This is a genomic window from Tissierella pigra, assembly GCF_018917845.1.
In the GTDB taxonomy this organism is placed as follows: domain Bacteria; phylum Bacillota; class Clostridia; order Tissierellales; family Tissierellaceae; genus Tissierella; species Tissierella pigra.
Genome location: NZ_JAHLPJ010000001.1, coordinates 1,618,217 through 1,638,502, shown reverse-complemented (window position 1 = coordinate 1,638,502; position 20,286 = coordinate 1,618,217). Strand labels below are relative to the sequence as shown.

19 protein-coding genes are annotated in these 20,286 nt (G+C 28.5%); 1 reads left to right on the top strand and 18 read right to left on the bottom strand.

What is annotated here, in order from left to right; translation table 11 throughout:
- Positions 1-3: 3 nt before the first annotated feature.
- The 13 genes from KQI41_RS07970 to KQI41_RS07910 all read right to left on the bottom strand — a co-directional run bounded on the left by KQI41_RS07970 (position 4) and on the right by KQI41_RS07910 (position 13,045).
- Positions 4-2,328: an anaerobic ribonucleoside triphosphate reductase gene (locus tag KQI41_RS07970; RefSeq protein WP_216585127.1), complete on the bottom strand. Its 2,325-nt coding sequence runs from the start codon at positions 2,326-2,328 to the stop codon at positions 4-6.
- 99 nt (positions 2,329-2,427) lie between these two features.
- On the bottom strand, positions 2,428-3,306 hold the full coding sequence (locus KQI41_RS07965) for a radical SAM/SPASM domain-containing protein (RefSeq protein ID WP_154440825.1): 879 nt from the start codon (positions 3,304-3,306) through the stop codon (positions 2,428-2,430).
- 46 nt (positions 3,307-3,352) lie between these two features.
- Positions 3,353-3,829 (bottom strand): peptide-methionine (S)-S-oxide reductase MsrA, encoded by a 477-nt coding sequence (gene msrA, locus KQI41_RS07960; RefSeq protein ID WP_154440824.1) that lies wholly within the window; start codon positions 3,827-3,829, stop codon positions 3,353-3,355.
- A 96-nt stretch (positions 3,830-3,925) separates the two neighbouring features.
- A complete protein-coding gene (locus tag KQI41_RS07955) occupies positions 3,926-5,689 on the bottom strand; it encodes a DUF4153 domain-containing protein (RefSeq protein ID WP_154440823.1) in 1,764 nt (587 codons plus the stop codon).
- Positions 5,690-5,769: 80 nt separating this feature from the next.
- Positions 5,770-7,116, bottom strand: coding sequence for a GTP pyrophosphokinase (locus KQI41_RS07950; protein ID WP_154440822.1), 1,347 nt, complete (start codon positions 7,114-7,116; stop codon positions 5,770-5,772).
- A gap of 106 nt (positions 7,117-7,222) precedes the next feature.
- A complete protein-coding gene (locus tag KQI41_RS07945) occupies positions 7,223-8,326 on the bottom strand; it encodes an NADH:ubiquinone reductase (Na(+)-transporting) subunit F (protein WP_154440821.1) in 1,104 nt (367 codons plus the stop codon).
- Positions 8,327-8,337: 11 nt separating this feature from the next.
- Entirely contained in the window at positions 8,338-8,928 is a 591-nt protein-coding gene (locus tag KQI41_RS07940) for an NADH:ubiquinone reductase (Na(+)-transporting) subunit E (protein ID WP_154440820.1), read from the bottom strand.
- Positions 8,925-9,557, bottom strand: a complete 633-nt coding sequence (locus KQI41_RS07935; RefSeq protein WP_154440819.1) for an NADH:ubiquinone reductase (Na(+)-transporting) subunit D — start codon at positions 9,555-9,557, stop codon at positions 8,925-8,927. Before KQI41_RS07935 ends, KQI41_RS07940 begins: the two co-directional genes overlap by 4 nt.
- Positions 9,557-10,162, bottom strand: coding sequence for an RnfABCDGE type electron transport complex subunit G (locus tag KQI41_RS07930; protein ID WP_154440818.1), 606 nt, complete (start codon positions 10,160-10,162; stop codon positions 9,557-9,559). Before KQI41_RS07930 ends, KQI41_RS07935 begins: the two co-directional genes overlap by 1 nt.
- On the bottom strand, positions 10,159-11,142 hold the full coding sequence (locus KQI41_RS07925) for an RnfABCDGE type electron transport complex subunit D (protein ID WP_229768579.1): 984 nt from the start codon (positions 11,140-11,142) through the stop codon (positions 10,159-10,161). Before KQI41_RS07925 ends, KQI41_RS07930 begins: the two co-directional genes overlap by 4 nt.
- Before the next feature lie 153 nt (positions 11,143-11,295).
- Positions 11,296-12,045, bottom strand: coding sequence for a peptidylprolyl isomerase (locus KQI41_RS07920; protein WP_154441798.1), 750 nt, complete (start codon positions 12,043-12,045; stop codon positions 11,296-11,298).
- A 123-nt stretch (positions 12,046-12,168) separates the two neighbouring features.
- A complete protein-coding gene (locus tag KQI41_RS07915) occupies positions 12,169-12,366 on the bottom strand; it encodes a cold shock domain-containing protein (RefSeq protein WP_154441800.1) in 198 nt (65 codons plus the stop codon).
- A 241-nt stretch (positions 12,367-12,607) separates the two neighbouring features.
- A complete protein-coding gene (locus KQI41_RS07910) occupies positions 12,608-13,045 on the bottom strand; it encodes a methylglyoxal synthase (RefSeq protein WP_342366192.1) in 438 nt (145 codons plus the stop codon).
- Between the two features lie 217 nt (positions 13,046-13,262).
- Between KQI41_RS07910 and KQI41_RS07905 the strand changes: the two genes are divergently transcribed.
- Positions 13,263-13,760 carry a hypothetical protein gene (locus KQI41_RS07905; protein WP_154441802.1) on the top strand — a complete coding sequence of 166 codons (498 nt, stop codon included), beginning with the start codon at positions 13,263-13,265 and terminating at the stop codon, positions 13,758-13,760.
- A 55-nt stretch (positions 13,761-13,815) separates the two neighbouring features.
- Here the strand turns inward: KQI41_RS07905 and KQI41_RS07900 are convergent, their stop codons facing one another.
- The 5 genes from KQI41_RS07900 to KQI41_RS07880 form a co-directional block, all read right to left on the bottom strand.
- Positions 13,816-14,565, bottom strand: coding sequence for an acyl-[acyl-carrier-protein] thioesterase (locus KQI41_RS07900; protein WP_154441804.1), 750 nt, complete (start codon positions 14,563-14,565; stop codon positions 13,816-13,818).
- A 62-nt stretch (positions 14,566-14,627) separates the two neighbouring features.
- Positions 14,628-15,980: an MATE family efflux transporter gene (locus tag KQI41_RS07895; protein ID WP_216585126.1), complete on the bottom strand. Its 1,353-nt coding sequence runs from the start codon at positions 15,978-15,980 to the stop codon at positions 14,628-14,630.
- A gap of 134 nt (positions 15,981-16,114) precedes the next feature.
- Complete coding sequence (locus KQI41_RS07890; protein ID WP_154441808.1) at positions 16,115-16,390, bottom strand: hypothetical protein; 276 nt, start codon at positions 16,388-16,390, stop codon at positions 16,115-16,117.
- 122 nt (positions 16,391-16,512) lie between these two features.
- Positions 16,513-17,880, bottom strand: coding sequence for a sodium-dependent transporter (locus tag KQI41_RS07885; protein WP_154441810.1), 1,368 nt, complete (start codon positions 17,878-17,880; stop codon positions 16,513-16,515).
- 151 nt (positions 17,881-18,031) lie between these two features.
- The gene (locus tag KQI41_RS07880) at positions 18,032-20,149 is read right to left on the bottom strand and encodes an MASE3 domain-containing sensor histidine kinase (protein WP_154441812.1); all 2,118 of its coding nucleotides are present in this window, start codon (positions 20,147-20,149) and stop codon (positions 18,032-18,034) included.
- Positions 20,150-20,286 lie beyond the last annotated feature (137 nt).

Here is a 20,286-nt window from a genome sequence, read left to right as displayed (position 1 = left end):
CCCTTATTTGGAACAAGAAAAATGTTTTACTCTATCTCTTTCTTCTGCTTTTTTAGCATCATTAAACCTATCAAGAGTTCCTACTAAGTATCCAGTAATACGTCTAATTCTTTCAAATTTAATATTGCCTTCTTCTCTCCCACATTGAGGACATGTATCTCCTATAATTCCTGTATAACCACATACAGGATCTCTGTCTACAGGGTGATTAATAGAACCATAGCCAATTCCAGCTTCCTTCATGGCTTTAACAATTCTCTCGAAAGCTTCTAAGTTTTGAGATGGATCTCCATCTATTTCTACATATGTTATATGTCCTGCATTAGTCAATTCATGGTAAGGAGCTTCTATATTTATTTTATCTATAGCCTTAGTCTTATAATAAACTGGTACATGGAAACTATTTGTATAATATTCTCTATCTGTTATACCTTCTAAACTTCCAAATCTTTCCCTATCCATTTTTACAAATCTACCTGACGTTCCTTCAGCAGGTGTTCCAATTAAAGTAAAATTCATTTTATATTGTTTACTAATATCATCCATTCTGGCTCTCATATGTTTAATTATATCTAATCCTAATGTTTGTGCTTCCTTACTTTCACCATGATGACTGCCGATTAGTGCTTTTAAACATTCTGCTAATCCTATAAAACCAATTGATAATGTTCCATGTTTTAGCACTTCTCTTATATTGTCATCTCTAGTTAATTTATCTGAGTCCATCCAAATTCTTTGTCCCATTAGAAACGGGAAGTTACTTACTTTTTTACTTGCTTGGATTTCAAACCTTTCTATTAGCTGTTCTATAACTAAATCTATAGTTTCATCTAATTTCTTATAAAAACTATTTATATTACCCCTATTTTCAAGGCCTATTCGTGGTAAGTTAATAGTTGTAAAGCTTAAATTACCTCTTCCATTTACAATTTCCCTAGATGGATCATATACATTTCCTATTACCCTAGTTCTACAACCCATATAGGCTATTTCTGTTTCTGGATGACCTTCCTTATAATATTTAAGATTAAAAGGTGCATCTATAAATGAGAAGTTTGGAAACAATCTTTTAGCACTTACTTTACAAGATAGTTTAAATAAGTCATAGTTTATATCCTCTTTATTATAGTTAATACCTTCTTTTACCTTAAAAATCTGTATTGGAAATATAGGTGTTTCTCCATTTCCTAGTCCTTCTTCTGTTGTTAATAGTAAATTTTTAATTACCATTCTTCCTTCTACTGATGTATCTGTTCCATAATTTATTGAGCTAAATGGTATTTGAGCTCCTGCTCTAGAGTGCATAGTGTTAAGGTTATGAATCAAAGCTTCCATAGCTTGAAAAGTTCTTCTATCTGTATCTTTATAACTATTCTTTTCAGTAAACCTTTGTACTTTATCCACTATTTCATCATCATTTAGTAATTCTTTTAAATATTCTGCTTCCTTTAATAGATATTCTTCATTGTTACTTAAAGTTGGAACTAGGTTATATTCTTCTTCAAGGATACTAAATACATTATCAAGGTTTTCGTCTAAATCCACATCTTCTACTAGTATCTCAATAGATTTTCTTAAATTTTGTCTATATTGTTTAATATAAGTCTTCTTTACCCCAAAGGACATGGCATAATCAAAATTAGGTATGGATTGTCCTCCATGTTGGTCATTTTGATTTGACTGTATAGCAATACAAGCTAGTGCTGCATATGAATGTATATCTCTAGGTTCTCTTAAAAATCCATGACCTGTACTAAAGCCATTTTTAAATAATTCTATTAAATCTATTTGACAGCAGGTAGTTGTTAATGTAAGAAAATCTAAATCATGTATATGAATTTCCCCTGATTTATGAGCTCTTGAGTGTGCTGGATTTAAAACAAACAAGTCGTAAAATTGTTTAGCTGATTCAGAGCCATATTTTAACATAGTTCCCATAGGAGTATCTCCATCTATGTTGGCATTTTCTCTTTTTATATCCACATCTTTAGCATCTTTAAAAGTTAAATCTTCAAATACTTTCATTAGTCTAGTATTCATTTCTCTCACTTTATTTCTATCTGCTCTATATAATATGTACTCTTTAGCAGTTTTAGCGTGTCCCGATTCAATCAGAACTTTTTCTACTATATCTTGTATATCCTCTACACCTGGTGTTTTTCCACTATATTTTTCATTAGTTAGTATAATCACCTTTTCTGCCAATGCCATTGAAGTATTATAATCATATCCACCTGCTGCCTGTGCAGCTTTGAATATTGCATTAGAGATTTTCTCCACATTAAAAGGAACTTCCCTTCCATCCCTTTTTTTTATTTTAGTAATCACTTAAATCCCCCTCTTTTTCTATATATCGTTACTTAATTTTACCAAACCACTATATCTTGTGTCAATCTTTAAACCATAAATAAACATCTTAAATTTTCTTCATAAATTAAATCTTATTCTATAACCGCATTTTCTACACATTTCTTCTACTATTACTCTTTTAGAAAATCCTTCATATATATTTCTAGCTCTAGTACTGGATAATATTTGATTTAATGACTCATTATAGATATTCCCTAAAGGAATTTTTCCTTCCCCGTCTAAACAGCAGGGAATCACTGTTCCATCTACCAGTATACCTATTTGATTTCTTAAACCATAACAATATCCTTCACTTCCAAAGTCTTCATTATTTAAATCTGGCCATATAAATTCAAAGTCTTGATTTAAATATATTCTGTCTTTTATTTTAAATCCCTTTTGTGGATTTATTATATCTTCAATTTTAAAAGGAAGATTAAATTCCAATTGAATTCTATCCAATATTTCTTTGTTTTTATTTATTTCTTTATTAAATACATTATCCTCTGTCAAGTTCCAAAGTCTTAAAGCTATTATTATATCTTTGTTATTTTTAGTAGACTTAATAAAGCTAAATATATTATCTAAATAATCATCTTTATTTTCCATTCCATTATTTCCATCAAAGCTATGGAGGGAAATATTAATCTGTCTAAGGGATGGTTTGTTTAATAATTTATCTCCCACTTTTGAAAGCAGAGTTCCATTGGTGGTTATATTGACTTTAAAACCTTTGTCATAGGATATATCCAATAATTTATCTATATCAGGATGCAATAAAGGTTCTCCCTTTACATGAAAATATAAATAGTCTGTAAAACCCTTTACTTCATCAAGGATATGATAGAATTCATCTATTTCAATAAATCTATTATGTCTATTGGTTGTAGGACAAAATTCACATTGCAGATTACAAACATTAGTTATTTCTATATATACTTTTTTGAATTTTTTCATATCTTCATCTCCATGCACATTAAAAGAATCCCCTAAGGGATTCCTTTTATTTACTTAAATCTATATGACAATATCCACCAGGGTTTTTCTTTAAATAGTCTTGATGATATTCTTCTGCATTAAAGAAAATTTTCAGTGGCATAATTTCTGTTACTATGGGCTTATCATACTTCTTTTGTTGTTCTTCCAATGTTTTATTTATAATATCTAAATCCTCTTTATCTATATAGTAAATTCCAGTTCTATATTGATTTCCGATATCTGGTCCTTGTCTATTGGATACAGTTGGATCTATTATTTTCCAAAACTTATTTAATAACTGTTCTAAAGAAATTATATTTTCATTATATTTTATATAGGTTGTTTCAGTATGACCTGTAATCCCTGTACAAACCTCTTGATAGGTTGGATTTTCTTTTGTTCCATTGGCATATCCAACTTCAGTATCTACTACTCCGTCTAATCTAGACATATATTCCTCTACACCCCAAAAACATCCGCCTGCTAAATATATTTCTTTCATTTTAATACCTCCAATCTATATTATAATATAATTTACCTATAATAAATAGTATTATATACTAATTCTTTTTAAAAAACAGGGTATATATTTTTCAACTTATTGTTTATTTGAAATTAGTAATATAAATTCTACATTATCAATTTCCAATAAATCTTGATCATCTATTCTTCCACTTATATTGGTAAATATAAATTTAAGGTCTATATTGTCTATACTATCTCTTATGGAAACGTTATATGTTGTATCTTTATAGGAAACCATAGACTTTTCTTTATCTTCCTCTTTAGATGCTTGTTTATTATATATATCTTTTACAAATTCCATTATACCCTGTTCCAATATAATTCTATCATCTTTAGAAATAGTTAATACATTTTTTGTTTTATTAAACTGTAAAGTTAATCCTCCAGTTTCTATTTTGTCTTCATTCCAATATTCTATATTTATATAATAATCAAATCCTTTTATATCTATAGGCTCTCTATTTCCATAAATTCCAAAGTAAAAATACCTATTGTTTTCATATGGCATATAAGCATTATATTTAAATCCAAATACATTTTCCATTTTATCAAAACTAAAATCCTTAGGTAAAACCTTTATATCTTGGATACTATGGTTTGTATTAAAATAACTTAGTATATTATTTATTTCTTTTTTATCGTCCTTAGTTATATCTGGACTTAATACTATATTACCATTTGAAATCATATGATTTCTTTTTAATATATTTTCAAATCTTTTATTTTGACTATATTTAGATATGGCAAAACTACTAAAAGGTCCATATACGGAATTCAACATTATTACAGACAAACTAATTGGTATAACAATATTTTTCAAAGGTTTTTTCACTGCAAAATATATCATTATACCTAGTACCCACAATCCTAATACTATTAAATAGTACCTATTTTCTGTTATTCCATATTGATTTACCCTTTGATATATAGATATATACATCATCAATATAATGGGAATTATTATTTTAGGAAAAAAGGTTTTAAATGTATTTGCAATTTTATTTTCATCTAGTATTGGAGTTATTAAGAATATAACTCCAACTGATATAGTTGAATACCAAAGTACCAAATGTGATACTAACCCTCTTGGCCATATTCTAGTTAAAAGTATTTTACCAAAGTATATATATAGTATTATAGTATAAATAGTTATTAAAGGAATTACTATATAAGTTAGTAATATGGTTAAAGGTTTTCCATATTCTATTTCTTCATATTGGGTATCCACATAAGGTAACTTTGATAAAAATAATGATATTGCAAATATAAAGAATACGATTAAAAACATATAATAATATAACTCTACTGGAACATTAGCATCAAATAACTGGTCAATAGTAAAAAAGATTGCTGATAAGCCAAAGTAAAGCACAAATGAATATACAAAGGTTAAGACGAAACTATAGTATATATCCATTATATAGTACTCATAATCCTTATTCTTTCCAATCCTTGAAATATATAAAAATCCTAAAATACAAAATATCATAGTACCTATATATCTGGAAATCTCTGCAGTATTATTATCCTCTAAAAATATAAAATAATACAATAATAAAAATCCAGCTCCAACACAATATAGAATTGTTGAGACTAATTTATTTTTTTCAAAAAATCGCTCTATACCTAGACTAATAAATAAAGATAAAGGAATTCCTAATCCTAACACTAAAGTTATTTGGTCTAGTTTTTCTTTTGTCTCCCATGCCAAATGGCTCTCATTTAAATATATTAGAAATATAGCCAAAATTGTAGAAATTCCTATGGTTATAGGAAATCTCTTAATACTTTTTTGTATATTCCATAAGGTGGATTTTATTCTTCCAAAGACTTTCATTATATCAACTCCTAATATTTATGGTGTACTATATCTTTACCCAATTAGAAAAAAAAGTATTTGAAATTCTTTCAAATACTTTAAAAGTCATGTTTTAATATCATATCAATTAATTTTTCTTTATTCTCTATCCAATCATTAAAGCTTTCTATGTTTTCAAAAGCTTTTCCTATGGTATTGTTTAATTTCTTGATACTACAATCACTTAAAAAATCAACATCTAAATCTTTACAAAAATTAGTTGCTATTGTATTCAATATACAGTGAAGAATTTCTTCTTTTTCTTCATCAATGAAATCTTTATTTTCCAAAATCAACATTAAGTTTTCATGAAATCTATATCTAACAAATATTAAAAACCCTTCAAAATCTTCTGCATTATTTCCTTCCTCTATTTCAAATATTATTCTAAAAAATAAATTCCACCTAAAATCTTTATTTATTATTTCTAGAATACTATTTCCTATTTTTCTTGTAAAATCATCATTGAAAAAAATTTCTCTTTCAAAGTTCATGTATCTATTAAATGATATATGATTTTTTCCTATTTCATTTAATCTATTTAACACTCTTAAAAAGTTGGTACTATAATGTTCAGACTCTTCTAATCCACCTTTCATAAATATATAGTTTACAATAACATCTGTAGATTTTTTGAAGTCTAATACAAATCCTATTTCCTGTCTTATTTTAACTATATAAATATCATGAATAATCTTTGATAACAATGCTTGTAATTGAATTCTTTTCGTCAATGAGTTGCTGGCATCCATTCCATTTAAATGATTATACACAAGCATTAATTGCCTGTCAATCATGGATAAATTGTCTTTTATTGAAGACATTATATCTCTAAAAAAGTCTTCTGTTAACATATAGTTGAAATTTTTATACAATACTCTATGGTCAATTTCTCCCCAGAAAACATTTACTAAAGATTTTATTTGTAACTCAAAGTTAATACATACTCCATCTTTACAATACTTACCATCAATTTTATATATTTCAAATCCATTTTTTTGTTTCTGTGGCTGTTTATCTTCTAATTGCAACATAATATTTGAATTAAGACAGTTTGTATAAAAACCATCTTTACATTTTATATTAAATAACTTCATTATATCTCTATAAATCTTGTCCTCATCTTCGATAAATCTACACTCTACTCTGAACCCTATTAAATCTGATAAATTGTCCAATAGGTTTTCTGGAGTCTTATACTTTATGTAGAAATTATGACGCAATATCTTTTCTCTTAAACTCTCTGGTGATTTTATTCTATAGCTAACATTTAAAAAATGATCCTGTATAAAAAAGCTATCAGTAAAAAACTTTTCTAAAGAATTTGCAACCTTCTCAATACTCTCCTTTCTTTTTTCTATCAGTTCTAAGGTTTCGTCTATAAAGTCAAATAACTCAAGCTTCATGCCTCGTCCCCCTAAGGATTTTTTATGTATTGATTATACTTCAGTATAATTATATCATATTTTTTCTTAAAGTAGTCCATAAAAAGAGAAATCACTAGGATTTCTCTTAATCAAATTTATCAAAGTATATTAATTCTTCAGGTATACCTTTGTCCATAAGAGCTTCTACCATAGTAGCTATCATTTTTTCATTGCCACAAAGGTAGGCTTCTTTATTTTCTGAGTCTGTTAAATATTTATCTATGGCATTATTAACTCTACCTGTTTCTCCAGTCCAATTATGCTCTTCTGTTACCCTTGATAGAGTTGGTATAAATTTAAAATCATATAATTCTTCTTCCAATTCCTTAAAGTAGTCCAGCAAAAATAAATCATCTGGAGTTTTAGCACCAAAGTAAAATCTAGCCTTTCTGTTTATATTTTTTTCTCTCATATGTTTAAGTATGGAAAGTATAGGAGCGATGCCTGTACCTGCTGCAACTAATATAACTTCTCGATTACTCTCATCATCAAAATAAAAGTCTCCATATGGTCCATTTATTTGTACTGTATCTCCTACTTTTAAATGTTTATGAACATAAGTAGTACATTTTCCACCTGGTACATATCCTATAAATAGTTCTATATTATTTTTATCTCCTGCAGCAGAAGCTATTGAATAGGCTCTATAAACTTCTTCGTCATTACCTTCATATAAAGGTGCTTTCAGTTGAATAAACTGCCCTGGCTTAAATTTTATTTCCTCTCCTTCTGGTAATCTGACTCTCACTCTCTTAATTACAGAAGTCATATCCTCCAAAACTTCTACTTCAGCAAAATATTCTTTAACATTAAATAATTCTTCAGGTATCTCAATTTTAATTTTGTCTTTTACTTTACATTGGCATGAAAGCCTTACATGGTTATTTAGTTCCTCTTCAGTTAAAAATGGAATCTCAGTAGGAAGTACTGGACCACCACCTTCTAGCACTTTTACTTTACAATATCCACAAGTACCTTTACCTCCACAAGCTGATGGAATAAATATCTTTTCATCTATTAAAGTAGATAAAAGTGAGGAACCTCCCTGAACTATATAGTCTTTATCATCATTTATATTTAACTCTATTTCTCCATAATTTCCTATTGTTCTATCGGCAAGAGTAAGCAGAAAAGCAAATATAGCCGATATTCCTGTAATGGATATGGTTGTTATAATTATTTCATTCATATATTTCCCTCCTATTGGATTTGAACAATACCTGAAAAACCTATGAAAGCTAAAGCCATTAAACCAGTAATGATTAAAGTTATACCAGGTCCTTCAAGTCCCTTAGGTATTGAAGCTTTCTTTAATTTCTGACGAATTCCTGCCAATGCAACTATTGCCAATGTCCATCCAATTCCAGACCCAATACTAAATCCTATGGATTGAAGGAAATTATAATCACGAATTATCATAAATAACGAAACTCCTAATATAGCACAATTTACAGTTATAAGAGGTAAAAATATACCTAGTGCATAATATAAATTAGGAAGGTATCTTTCCACAAACATCTCTAGAAGTTGTACAAAAGCTGCTATACTGACAATAAAAACTATAAATCTCAAATAATCTAGTCCAAGAGGCAATAATATATAATGATATATAAGATAGTTTATTATAGTTGTACAAGTAAGGACAAAAGTAACTGCCTGACCCAGTCCTAAAGATGTAGGGATTTCTCTTGATACTGCTATATAAGAACACATTCCTAAAAAGTTACTAAATATCATATTGTTTGTAAAAATTGCTGCAAAGAATATAACAAAAGGATTAAGTTCTATCATAAGTTAGCCACCTGACCTTTCTTATTATCTTTCTCTTTCTCTTGAATAGTTTTTGTAATCCATATAACAACTGCCAATATGAAAAATGCAGCTGGTGGCATAATCATTATAGTCCAAGGGGTCCACCACTCTCCTAAAACTTGAATACCAAAAATTGTTCCAAAGCCTAATAGCTCTCTAATGAAAGCTATAACTAAAAGAACTAAAGTATAACCTAGACCAGAGGCTACTCCATCTAAAAATGAGGGAATAGGTGGATTCTTCTGTGCATAAGCTTCTGCCCTACCCATAATTATACAATTTGTAATAATCAAACCTACATATGGTCCTAATGCCTTGCTCATTTCTGGCATATAAGCTTTTAGGAAAATATCTACTATGATTACATAGGCGGCTATTATAAGTACTTGAACCATCATTCTAATGTGTTTTGGTGTGTAATTCCTAAGTATAGATACAGTAAATGATGATAGTGCTGTAACAAATATTAGACCAACTCCCATAATTAATGAATTTAACATAAGGTTAGTTACTGCTAAAGCTGAGCATATACCAATTATTTGCACTAATACTGGATTGTCTTCCCAAAGTCCCATTTTAAATATCTTTTTTGGACTATCTCCCTTCATTATTTATTCACCCCTTTTTTCATAAATTCTTCTAAGTCCTCATTCAAAAGTTTACTTACAGATTTTGATGTCAAGGTGGCCCCTGCTATAGCATCTACGTTTCCACCTGCTAAAGGTTTATATATAATATAGTTTCCATCTGTAGTTTTAGTTAAATCTATCCCTCTAAATTGTTCCTTATACCAATCCTCAGATATTCTTCCACCTAAGCCTGGTGTTTCACTATGGGAAATAAACTCTAACCCTAATATCTTAGAATAATCTGCTGAAACTCCAACATAGCCTTCTATGCTTCCCCATAGTCCAGAGCCATTTATTGGCACAGCATATCCTAAAATCTGTTCATTATCTCCATAGTATACATATAAATCCTCTCCTTCAAAGGATATAGACCCTATATTATCCATAAAGGCTTGATGTATGTCTTCTGGTTCTTCAGATAATGACTCTATATCAAAAATATAAAGTAATTTTTTATTTAGTTCTAGTTCTTGGTTAAATGCAATTTTATCAGCAGTGCTATAGTTTAGAAAAGCCAATATAAAAGTAAAGAAAGCGGTGATAACAACCATAAATATTATTGGAAAACTAAAAGATTTTTTCATATTGCCACCTCTTCTTTCTTTGCTTTAGATTCCTTCTTATGCTTTTTATAAGCATTGACTCCTTCGTCTATTATGGGAGCAAATGTATTTGCTATAAGTATTGCAAACATCATTCCACCAGCAAACAGTGCATATCCCCTGATGACTACTGTAATTACTCCTATAAGAATTCCATATATCCATTTACCTTCTTTTGTTTTTGGAGCAGAAATTGGATCTGTAGCCATAAATACAGCACCAAATAATAATCCACCTGCTAGAACTCCAAATATTGGGCTTGGAATCTGGCTATTTCCTAATAAATAAAGAATACTGCTTAGTCCTGTGAATCCAACTAAAACTCCTGTCATTATCTGCCAAGAAGCTACCTTTTTATATACTAAGTAGACTCCTGCAAGAATAATTAGTATTGATGAGGTTTCTCCTATTGACCCAGATACATTTCCTATTAATAAATCCATTAAAGAAGCCATTTTTCCTGTATCTCTAAATAATAGCATTGGAGTAGCTTGTGAAACTGCCTCTACACCTTCAGTAATATAAGTGCTAAACCCTCCTGGAAATCCTAATGCTGACTTTGACCATTCTATGGTCAGAGGTGCTGGGAAACATACATATACAAATGCTCTGGCTACTAAGGCAGGATTAAATACATTTTTTCCAAAGCCTCCAAATACTTCTTTCCCAAATATAATACCAAATATAATCCCTATTATAGCTATCCAATATGGAGTAGCAGGTGGCAAAGTCATGGTATATAAAATACAGCTGACAAATATTGCTTCCGAAACCTTCCTATTGTATCTTTTTGCAAAAATCCATTCAGTTGTTAATCCAGCAATAGTCACAATGCCTAAGAGTATTAGTGTTCTCCATCCAAAAAAGTATATTGATGAAAATATTAATGGAATTAAAGATACAATAACTGTTCTCATCATTTTTTGTTTCATAAAATGTTTTGAAAATTTCTGTCTTAACAAAATAACACCTCCATATTTTTTAAACTAGTTACAATTCATATATTCCCTAAATTTTCTGAAAAAAACATTTACTGGATATTATATGATATGGTTCTAAAAAAATCCTATAATTTTACATAAAAAAAGAGAGATTAAAATCTCTCTTTAAAATCTCTACATATTATTTTTTACTTCATATTTTTGTTTTAGTTCATTTGTCTTATTTATATAAGCTTGTTGCTGTTTTGTACCTAAAACCTGTTGAGTTACTTGATCTTTTATTTCATCAAAGGAACTCAATCCTTCCGCATTTTTATTTATTAACTTGATTATATGATAACCGAATTGTGTTTTTACTGGTTCTGAAATACTATCTACTTCCATATTAAAAGCAGCATCTTCAAATTCAGGAACCATTTGACCTCTTCCAAATTCTCCTAAATTGCCACCTTGTGCCTTAGAAGGACAAGTTGAATAGTTCTTTGCAGCATCTTCAAAAGACATACCGTTCTCTATTTCTTTTATTATCTCTTTTGCTTTTTCTTCCTCTTCCACTAAGATATGACTAGCAACTACAGTTTCAGGTTTTTTAAAGTTTTCTTTATTTTCATTATAAAATTCTAAGGCTTCACCTTCTGTTACTGATATGCCAGATAATAGCTGATTTAACGCGTATTGTTTTAATAATCCTTCTTTAACTCTTTCTAATTCTTTTATGAAATTTTCGTCTGAGTCCAATTTACTTTCTTTTGCATCTAAGTACATTACTTCTTGATTTATTAATTCATCTACTACTCTTTTCATACCTTCTGGTGATTGAAATTGCATTGCCATTTGAGGTCCTAAATCATTAAGGAATTTAAGTACAGTATCCTCAGTTATTTCTTTTTCATTTACTACTGCAAGAACTTTTTTTTCGCTCATAATCTATTCTCCTTTTGTCTATTTTAAAAATACCATCTTACTAAAGGTAACATATAGTTTTTTTGTTGTCAACACAGAAAACCCCTTAAAGATAATCTTTAAGGGGTATAGGTATCCGTTTTACTAGATAATAGTTATATTCTCAGCTTGTAATCCTTTAGCGCCTTCTACAACGTTGAATTCAACTTCTTGGCCTTCTTCTAAAGTTTTGAAACCATCTTTGTTGATTTGTGAGAAGTGAGCGAATACATCGTTTCCTTCTTCAGTAGTAATAAATCCAAATCCTTTTTCTGCGTTAAACCATTTTACTGTACCTTTCATTGCATATACCTCCGAAATTTTATTTCTTTAATTCTTTTGTAAAAATACTAACAATAAAATTTCTTTACTATATGCAGATAAAATATGCTACCTATAGAAATTATTGTGTATCGATTATTTACTTCCGAATTAAAGCTACAACCTAATATTACCATACTATAACTTAGATTGCAACTATATTTATATGATTTTTTATTGAAATTTATTCATATTTTTAAAATTTTATAAATTTTATTTTATTTTACTTTTGTGACTTACTAAAATTAACGATTTCTCTTTCATACTTAGAACTCATAATTGGAGAAGATATTATATAATTAGCAGATGATTTATTATTTGCAACTGGGATATCATATAATACTGCTATTCTCAAAAGTGCTTTTACGTCAGGATCATGAGGCTGGGCTTCCAACGGATCCCAGAAAAAAATCATCATATCAATATCTCCCTCAACAATACGTGAACCTATTTGTTGATCTCCTCCAAGGGGACCAGATCTAAATCCTCTAACTTCTAATCCAGTACTTTCACTTATTCTCTTTGCTGTTGTTCCAGTTCCACATAAAAAGTGTTCTGACAATTTATCTTTATTTTCTTTTACCCAATTTATTAAATCCTCTTTTTTATTATCATGGGCAATAAGAGCAATGTTTTTTCGTATATTCATTTCTACTTTCAAACTTATTTCCTCCTTAATTCAATTCTTCAATTAATAATTATTTTAGCTTACTTTATTTATTTTATCATTAAATTGGGTAAAATTATATAGAATAAAGTTAGAATCTTGTTTAAATTATAACAAAACTTTATTTTCAGAGCTTTTAATGTTATCATATTGATGTAAATAGTTGAGTTAAGTTCATTAATTAAATTTAATAGATAAAGGAGAGTTTTAAATGAATTCAATGATTCAAAAATATGTAAGTCAAGGATTTATGACTGAAGCTGAAGGTAATTATATTGATGAGGCTATTCAAAGGAAAGAATCTGTTATAGTATCTGGTCATAGATCAGCTGGGATAAGACCTTTAATGGCAGCCTTAATGGCTGTAGCAAAAAGTAATTTTAATTCTGTTCAGGTAAAAGGATTCGAGGATTTAAACAATGATGTAGAGTATTATCTAATACCTGGATTAGATAATTTGGATTTTGAAAAATTAATTGCTGAAGCCATGTCAAAACCAAATACATCCTTTGTAACTTTAAAAGAACCAGAGCATCCTTATTCTCTTCTAAAACTACTTCGACAAGTTTATAAAGAAACTGGAGATACTTCTAAGGTATATCATATGCTGGAATGTTCTAAAATTGATAATGTTCCAAAGCTAACTAAGGTTACAAAAATGAGTTTAGATGAAAATGGTAAGATAATAAAAGTAGATTTTGGAGGATAATTGATTTAATAAAAAAGTCCGATTTTTGAGGTATAACTTCAAAAATCGGACTTTTTTATTTTATCTCTATCCATCTAGTCATCCCTAATGCATGAATTTCATTTGTATCAATATCCATAATCTTATGAATAAAATCTTTCTCATGGTTTTTCTCATTTAATATATTAATTCCTGCCAATATTGTGTTTCCATATACTGCTTCTTTTTTATATAATAATTCAAATTCACTTAATTGACAATTTTCATAAATATCTTCAGGAATAGTTTCCAATACCCATGAAAGATATTTAGTATTATTTACATGGTTATTATAATCAATATCAGATTTTCTCACATGAAAATCTAGAGTATCTTTTATATCTATTGTTTTTTTAAAATCATAGAAATCCTCAAAATTTATCTCTTCAACAAGATTAACTTTTTCAAATAATATAGTAGGAATTCTTACGGGTTTCTTTTTATTCATATCAATAAATATCCATACAGTAGAAGCCCTTCCTATTTCATTATTTTCCTCATCATATATTTTAAATTCTCTATTGGCATAAAATCTATCCATTTTTGATGTCCAGGTTTCTATAATTATTTTTTCTTTTACCTTTGGATACCTAAGAACTTTAACCTTCCATCTATTTAACATCCATGCACAATTTAGTTCCTTAATATCTTCAGAATTAAATCCCAAATAATCAGTATGTTCTCCTGATGTTTCACCTAGATATTCTAGTAAAGATACTTGTCTTAACCTTCCATTCTTATCTGATTCATAATAGGGTATTTCGAAATGCTTTCTATATTTCTTCATAAATAATCAACTCCTTTTATAAATTTGTAATGGTTACAATAAAAACTAGCATTAAGCTAGTTTTATGTAATATTTTTAATCCATCTTTTTGACTTTATTCTTGGTAAACCTATAATTGCCTTAACTATTTCTTCAAAGGACACTAAAATGAATACCATGTAAACAGGCATTTTAAATAATAATACACCCATAAACGCTAAAGGCACACCGATAAGCCATACTGCTCCCATTTCAAGATACATAGAGAAATTAGTATCTCCTCCACCCCTAAGAACTCCTACAATTAAGGTTGCATTAAAGGTTCTAATGAAATAAAACATACCACCAATCATTATTAATTTTTTAGACAAATCATATACATCAGCATCTAAATTTCTAAATAATTTCAATGTTAAATCTGGAGTTAAGACTAAGATTCCTCCCAATACTAATCCAGCTACTGTAGACATAGCTAAAAATTGAATTGCATAGTCATAGGATTCATCCTCGTCTCCTGCACCAATTTTATTACCTACCATAATAGTGCAAGCATTAGCTAGTCCCCTTACTAATACAAAAAATACATTTTGAATAGTACTTGAAACTTGAACTGCTGCTGTAGCTTCTTCTCCAATTCTTGCATAGGCTACTGAATACATAACTTGTCCCAATGCCCAAAATGCTTCATTTACTATTACAGGAGATATAGTTATTAAATATCTCTTAACAAAATCCTTTGTCCATGTGGTTAATTCACTTAATTTAGCGGCTAGAGGTTCTATATCTTTATATACAAAATAAAGTATAAGTAAAATTTCAACTATCCTAGCAATTAATGTTCCATAGGCAGCACCTTTTACACCTAATACTGGAAAACCAAATTTACCGAAAATAAGTAAATAGTTAAAAATAGTATTTGTTATAAAAGAAACTCCAGCTACTATCATAGGCATATTAGGGCGTCCTATACTTCTAGATGCTATACTATATGCAAAAGATACTCCCGTTATTATGTAAGATAAAGATACTATCCTAAGATAATCACTTCCTAATTTAACTACCATAGGTTCTTTTATGAAAAACCTCATTACTGTTTCAGGAAAAAATAATGCTATTATTGTAAAGAACAAACCTGCAATAGCACTTAGAGTAATGGATAATCCTAATACTTTTTTAATATTTTCTGTATCTTTTTTACCCCAATATTGAGAAATAAAAATAGATGTTCCACTGTTGATTCCAAAAATAATCAGGGAATAAAAAAAGAATAGCTGATTAGCTAAACCTACTGCTGCTATACTTGATTTGCCAAGTTCTGATATCATCAATGTATCTACCATATTTAAGGACGAAGTTATTAGATTTTGTAATGCAATTGGAATTGCATTTATCAACATATCCTTTAAAAATCTTTTATTCTGCCAAAATTTTATCATTTATTACCTCCAATTTATGCTTTAAATATAAAAGAACTATCCATTGTACATTATACAATATTTAAACAGAATTTTGTATAATTTATTTAAAATACCTCTTAATAAATATAAGGATGCCAAAGCATCCTTATATTTTAATGTATTCCATATGTTGTGTGGTCATTTCCTAAATAGTCAATATTTGCATAAATCCTTACTATATTGCTATTATCATCGTGTTGGATTTGAATATTAGTTGCTCTACCATCATCTCCTCTTCTTTCTAAATGACGATTTATAATTTCTTCAGCAATCTTTTCATTATATTGATTATTATATAATTTGTTATAATCTTCAGCTGTCATCTCTAGCACTGATTTATGAAGTCCATCTTTTACAATTCGTCTTTCACTAATATTGTTAAATAACATAATTTATCCTCCTTTAGATTATTATAAATCTAGTTTTAACTCCACTTAATAATATCTTCTCTCTAAAGAAGTTTTTTATGTTAGTTTTATAATATTTTTAAATTTTCTTCACTAATACTAATTTAATTACCTAACCATCTATCTAGGAATCCTAATGAACTGAGAAGTACTATGAATATTGCAACTGGTGCTACATATTTTATTAATACTATCCAAAGTTTTTCAAGCTTGAATTTTACATTTGGACTTTTCTTTACTTCTTTTATAGCTTCATCAACACCCCATACATATCCTAAAAATATAGCCATTAGTAAGCCACCAATAGGCATTAATACATTAGAAGTAATAAAATCCAAGGCATCAAATATTCCTAAATTTAATATAGGAATATTAAAATCTGATAAAACACCCATAGATAGAGAAGCAAAAATTCCTATTACAAACATAATAGATGAAACTATAGTAACAGATTTATTTCTTGACCATTTAAGCTGATCTATACAGTAAGCTGTTGATACCTCCAGCAGAGAAATCGCTGAAGTAATAGCTGCAAAAAATACTAAAATAAAGAAAATTACACCAAATACTGCTCCAAAAGGCATAGCTTCAAATACTGCTGGTAAAGTTACAAACATAAGTCCAGGTCCTTGACTAGGTTCAAACCCAAAAGCAAATACTGCAGGCAGAACAGCAAACCCTGCTAATAACGCTACTGCTGTATCTAACCCAGGTATTATTAAGGCATTTTTCTCTAAGTCTTCATCACCCTTTAGATAACTACCATAGGTAATTAAAGCTCCCATACCTAAACTTAAAGAAAAAAAGACCTGCCCTAAAGCATCTACAAGAACCCTTCCATTAAATTTACTAAAATCAGGCTTTAAATAATAAGCAAGTCCTTGAGAAGCACCTTTAAGAGTAACTGATCTTATGGCAACTATTATAAGCATGATAAAAAGTGCAGGCATCATAATTTTGCTTGCCTTTTCTATTCCACCAGATATTCCCTTAAATACTATTGCTACAGTTAATATCATAAATATTCCATGATAAATTAGAGGCTCTATTGGAGCACCTATAAATCCATTAAAATATGCTGCCTTATCGACACCAATTCCTCCCATTAAGGTAGCTATGATATATTTTATTACCCATCCACCTACAACACTATAATAAGATAAAATTAAAAATGCAGTTACAATTCCAATCGAACCTAAAAATCCCCAATTTTTATTAAGTTTTTTATATGCCCCATAAGGATCTAATTGTGTCTTTCTACCAATTATCATTTCACCTAACATCATAGTAAATCCAATCAATATAACCATTAGTAAATATGTTACAACAAACACAGCACCACCATTTTTTCCTGCCAGATATGGGAATTTCCATAGATTCCCTAAACCTACAGCCGAACCTGCTGCTGCCATAATAAAGCCAAAACTTGAACCCCAAGATTCTCTTTCTTGAACTTTACTTTTATCTTCCATAATATACCTCCTTACAACTTTTTTATATTATATTGATGAGTTTAATTGATTATACTATGTTTAGGCAATAAAGTAAACAAATATTTAGACTATTCTGTAAGTTTATTTTGTATCAAAGTTTTTGATATAATTACCATCAATAAAATTTATGTTAATATTCTCTACTTAACTCATATATATCAGAAAACTCTATGTTTATTTTATCCACATTTATTTCCCTAGACATACATTCAGTGGAATTTATATTATTAATATCTACTTCATATATTGGCAAGCTAATAGTAAAGGTACTTCCCTTATTTACTTCACTATCTAGATATATACTTCCACCATGTAATTCGACCATTGATTTTACTATTGATAAACCTATACCACTTCCTTCTTTTTTTCTCCTTAGAGTTGAGTCTACTTGTTTAAATCTATCAAATATTATTTCTGTCATTTCCTTGGGAATTCCTACACCGTTATCTTTTACCTCTATTAAAACCATGTTATTTTTTTCTTTAATACTTACTTCAATTTTTCCACCAGGTTCTACATACTTCACTGAATTTGACAGTAAGTTTAACATAACCCTTTCCAACTTATCCGCATCACATGCCATTATCCGCTCTTCTATTTCTGTATCAAATACTATAGATATGCCTTTAGTTTTACTATACTCTACAACAGATAATGTAATATCTTCTATAATGGAAACGATATTATAGTTTTCAAAATTCATCTTCATAAACCCAGCATCAATCTTTGTAATATCTATAAGATTGTTAGAAAGTTTAATTAACCTATAGGAATTTTGCTTTATCATTTTAATATATTTATTGACTGTACCCCTATCTATATTCATTTCCATATTATCATTAAACGGAAATAGTTGAGTTACTCCCAGTATAATATTCAAAGGAGTTCTAAATTCATGGGATATTGTAGAAAAGAAGTTATTTTTCATTTCATCTACTTCTTTTGCTTTTTGTAATAATGCTTGTTTTATTTCTATTTGTTTCTGTAATTCTATAACCTTATTTTTTTGAGTAATATCTCTAAAGCTGATTATTCTTCCAGTAGGTACTCCTTTTTCTATAAAGGGAAGTACAGAAGCTTCTATAACTCTTCCATCTTTTAAATGTAGGTCACAAATATTAAAATCCTTTTTATTTCCTAATTCTTTGGCAAAAAGCCTTATTTCTTCTGAATACTTCAATTGTTGTTTTGCAACTAAACCTAATTCACAATAATCACCATTATAAATTGTCTCTCGTGAAATATCCCATATTTCCATAAGCAGTCTATTGGCATGAATAACTTTATTATCATCTCCTATTACTAAAATACCATTGTCCGATGCCTCTAATATAGCATCTAGAATTTCCTTCTTCTTTGAATTCTCTGTTTCTAATCTTTTCATTTCCTCACATTTTAGTCTAAGTTTGTGTACTAAATTTTCTAAATTCCCATTTTTTCTATCTAGAAGTATATTTAATTCAATTAAATTCAAATTAGGCTCCTGTATACCCGTTCGAACTATTGCCTTATAAATTAAATAAAGAGATAAAAATTTAAATATATGCCCTATAATTGATAATAATCCTTGAGAATCATTATTAATTATAAAAATAAATTCAGAGGTAATCATTATAACTAATGAATAAATAATATGTCTATTGGTGATATCTAAATCTTTAGAGCTTGTCTTTAAAAAATATATAATCCTTAATAACAAGATTCCACAAATTATATATTGACTTATTTTTTTAAAAGGTGTAAATCCTACTTCTTCTATAAAACAATCTGGAAAAATACCTAAATATAATATGGATATAAATAACAATATTGAAATAGTCAAATATATAAAGAACCCATATCTAATATCAATCTTTTTATTCAAAAATATAATAGAAATTAAAAAAGATAAACTTTTCATATAGCTTGATACTATTAGTAATTGTAACGAAATATTATATGTATTGTGTCCTATTATACCTATTTCTTCATATGTAATTAAATGAATCAAATCAAAACAAGCAACGAATCCAAAAGCCATACCTAAAAATATTATTCTATTATCTTGATTAGTTTTATAAGTATTTAAGGCTATAATTGCCATTAAGAAGCTAATTATAGACCCTGCTAACTCTATAAATAAATGATATATTTCAAAATCTTTATAACCTAAATACATGGATAATCCCAAAATAAAGATATACCTTAAAACTTTTTTCACCTTACTTTCACTTTTAAAATCCAATAATGTATATTTTATACTTTCCATTACTCTTATTTCCTCCTAGTTCTTGTTAAAATAAACTCAAAACCTATTATACAAAACTTTTATGTAATATTTTGTCATAACTTGGACTTTTAAAAAATTTTTATAAAAAAATAAAACCCTAAAAAACTAAACTACAG

Bases quoted from the DNA above. Each gene is read 5' to 3' on its own strand.
- KQI41_RS07950 (WP_154440822.1), bottom strand. From the start codon at position 7,116: ATGAAGCTTGAGTTATTTGACTTTATAGACGAAACCTTAGAACTGATA.
- KQI41_RS07905 (WP_154441802.1), top strand. From the start codon at position 13,263: ATGAATTCAATGATTCAAAAATATGTAAGTCAAGGATTTATGACTGAA.
- KQI41_RS07955 (WP_154440823.1), bottom strand. From the start codon at position 5,689: ATGAAAGTCTTTGGAAGAATAAAATCCACCTTATGGAATATACAAAAA.
- KQI41_RS07895 (WP_216585126.1), bottom strand. From the start codon at position 15,980: ATGATAAAATTTTGGCAGAATAAAAGATTTTTAAAGGATATGTTGATA.
- msrA (WP_154440824.1), bottom strand. From the start codon at position 3,829: ATGAAAGAAATATATTTAGCAGGCGGATGTTTTTGGGGTGTAGAGGAA.
- KQI41_RS07890 (WP_154441808.1), bottom strand. From the start codon at position 16,390: ATGTTATTTAACAATATTAGTGAAAGACGAATTGTAAAAGATGGACTT.
- KQI41_RS07965 (WP_154440825.1), bottom strand. From the start codon at position 3,306: ATGAAAAAATTCAAAAAAGTATATATAGAAATAACTAATGTTTGTAAT.
- KQI41_RS07900 (WP_154441804.1), bottom strand. From the start codon at position 14,565: ATGAAGAAATATAGAAAGCATTTCGAAATACCCTATTATGAATCAGAT.
- KQI41_RS07915 (WP_154441800.1), bottom strand. From the start codon at position 12,366: ATGAAAGGTACAGTAAAATGGTTTAACGCAGAAAAAGGATTTGGATTT.
- KQI41_RS07935 (WP_154440819.1), bottom strand. From the start codon at position 9,557: ATGAAGGGAGATAGTCCAAAAAAGATATTTAAAATGGGACTTTGGGAA.
- KQI41_RS07920 (WP_154441798.1), bottom strand. From the start codon at position 12,045: ATGAGCGAAAAAAAAGTTCTTGCAGTAGTAAATGAAAAAGAAATAACT.
- KQI41_RS07930 (WP_154440818.1), bottom strand. From the start codon at position 10,162: ATGAAAAAATCTTTTAGTTTTCCAATAATATTTATGGTTGTTATCACC.
- KQI41_RS07940 (WP_154440820.1), bottom strand. From the start codon at position 8,928: ATGATAGAACTTAATCCTTTTGTTATATTCTTTGCAGCAATTTTTACA.
- KQI41_RS07885 (WP_154441810.1), bottom strand. From the start codon at position 17,880: ATGGAAGATAAAAGTAAAGTTCAAGAAAGAGAATCTTGGGGTTCAAGT.
- KQI41_RS07880 (WP_154441812.1), bottom strand. From the start codon at position 20,149: ATGGAAAGTATAAAATATACATTATTGGATTTTAAAAGTGAAAGTAAG.
- KQI41_RS07945 (WP_154440821.1), bottom strand. From the start codon at position 8,326: ATGAATGAAATAATTATAACAACCATATCCATTACAGGAATATCGGCT.